The organism is Okeania sp. SIO2F4 (assembly GCF_010672385.1).
In the GTDB taxonomy this organism is placed as follows: domain Bacteria; phylum Cyanobacteriota; class Cyanobacteriia; order Cyanobacteriales; family Microcoleaceae; genus Trichodesmium.
On record NZ_JAAHGT010000102.1, the window covers coordinates 1 to 1,422 of the forward strand.

At 40.9% G+C, this 1,422-nt stretch carries 1 protein-coding gene; it reads left to right on the plus strand.

The genetic code is table 11. The features are described from left to right. Positions 1 to 1,422 (plus strand): DUF6923 family protein (locus F6K22_RS09265; protein WP_483244121.1); only part of this gene is annotated, 1,422 nt, incomplete at both ends.

Below are 1,422 nucleotides of genomic sequence, written 5' to 3' on the forward strand. Positions count from 1 at the left end.
TCGTAAACCGTCACTCAATCGGTGTATGCGCCGTCATATTGGATGTGGATAGCTATTCGCCGTCCTTTGTAAAAGTTACTCTTGCTCGAAGGCCTACTGCTGGAGATATAGACCAAGACAATAATTTATGGATAACCAACAGAGACATTAAAACATCAATACGTAGAATCAATCTTGATAACCCGGTAACAGCAACAACAATAAATTTGACTGGCACAGTTCCCATTGGTAATATGCCAGCAGATTTAACTTATATACGATCTCAAAACAGCTTTTATGGCATCAGTAGTGAAGGTGAATTAGTTAGAATTGATATCTCTGATACTAATAATGCTACGATTAGTACAACTACAATACAGTTAGAAAGTGGTGGAAATTTAGATCCAGCAAGGTATGGTGCAGCTTGGACTGACGCAGAAGGAAAATTATATGTTAGCAGTAATGATGCAGGGGATGGTAACGGACAACTATATCACATCAGAAACTTTGCCAGCGCTCCAGTAGCTGAAGAACTCCTTCCTACAGAAGAAACCAATAGTAATGATGGGATATCCGACCCGGAGCAAATATCCCTTTTTGACATCCCACTAATAGACCTAGATGGTACTGATACCCCAGGAACTAACTACGAAACAACATTTACAGAAAACGGTGGTCCTATTAATATAGTAGACATCGCGACAGGTGAGACTACAACAGATGGTGTACTTACTACTGAGGGCCTGATTATTCGAGATTACATAAACAATGGCACTACTGCTGATGGCGGTAGATTACAGGAAGCAACAATCACCCTGACTAATCCTATTGATGGTGACGATGAAAAATTTTTGGTTAATGGTGTAGAACTAACAGATTCAGCTATAGTAACAGGTACAAACTTAACTGCTACAGTAACTACAAACGTGGATGGCGAAAGAGTAGTTACCCTAACACCAACTACAGGAGATACCGCCAGCGTTGATGATTTTGCAACAGCACTAAGAGATATTCAATACGAAAACACCAGCGAAAACCCAGATACTACAGACAGAACTCTACAGATAGTTCTGACAGACGAAAATAGAAATTCATCATTTGAAGTTTTTGGACCAAATAGTAACCAAGTTCATATTACTGTAGTGGAGGTTATTCCTATTAATGATCCTCCCACATTAGACCTAGACGGGGACGACAGCAGTGGAGCTACAGACAACAACTACACAACAACCTTCACAGAAGGAGGTGCAGCAGTAGCAATAGGAGACAGTGATGTTGCGATAACAGACATAGACGACACCAACATCGAATCAGCCACAATCGTATTAACCAACAGACCAGACGGAGATACAGTAGAAAGCTTATCAGTCAACAGCACACTCCCAACAGGAATAACAGCTAGTAGCTATGATAGTGCCACAGGAACAATCACACTCACAGGGA